Genomic DNA, 518 nt, shown 5'->3' on the forward strand with positions numbered 1-518 from the left:
GTTCCTCCACGAGGCGCAGGCTAGCCCGCTGCACGATCGCTCAAGACGCGTCCCTCAGCCCGGAAACCCCTGACCGGGGAGCCCGGAATGCGCATGTGCGGAGCAGCGGCCAATCTCCTGCACTGAAATGGCTCTCCGGCGCCATGAAGCGGAGCACGAGCCCTTCGCGGAAGCTGTCCCCCTCCTCGGGATCTGCCGCGTCGATCTCCTCCCAGCGCGCGCCCCGCACCTCGCCCGAGCGCGCCGCGGTGAGGATGCAGAAGCGCAGCGCCAGGGCGCCGCTGCCCCCGGCCTCGGCAAGCCGCGCCATCAGCGCCGGCAGTTCGGCCCAGGGCAGCGCCGCGTGATGGGTCGCCCGGTCGGCCTGCCGCGGCAGCGCCTTCTCGATCCCGGCGAGCGGGTTGGCCTCGCGCCGGTGCCGCGCCGCGATGGTCCAGTCGAAGACGGTGCGGAGCCGCTGGCGCAGCCGGCGCGCGGTCTCGGGCTTCTCGAGCCAGATCGGCTGCAGCACCGCGAGA

Annotated in this window: 1 protein-coding gene; it reads right to left on the reverse strand. The window is 73.6% G+C overall.

The window, feature by feature from the left end; genetic code table 11:
- Window positions 1–40: 40 nt before the first annotated feature.
- A partial coding sequence (locus QSJ97_RS24670) for a tyrosine-type recombinase/integrase (protein ID WP_285675155.1) occupies window positions 41–518 on the reverse strand: 478 nt, incomplete at its 5' end.

The sequence above is a fragment of the Paralimibaculum aggregatum genome, assembly GCF_030270585.1.
GTDB lineage: Bacteria > Pseudomonadota > Alphaproteobacteria > Rhodobacterales > Rhodobacteraceae > Thermohalobaculum > Thermohalobaculum aggregatum.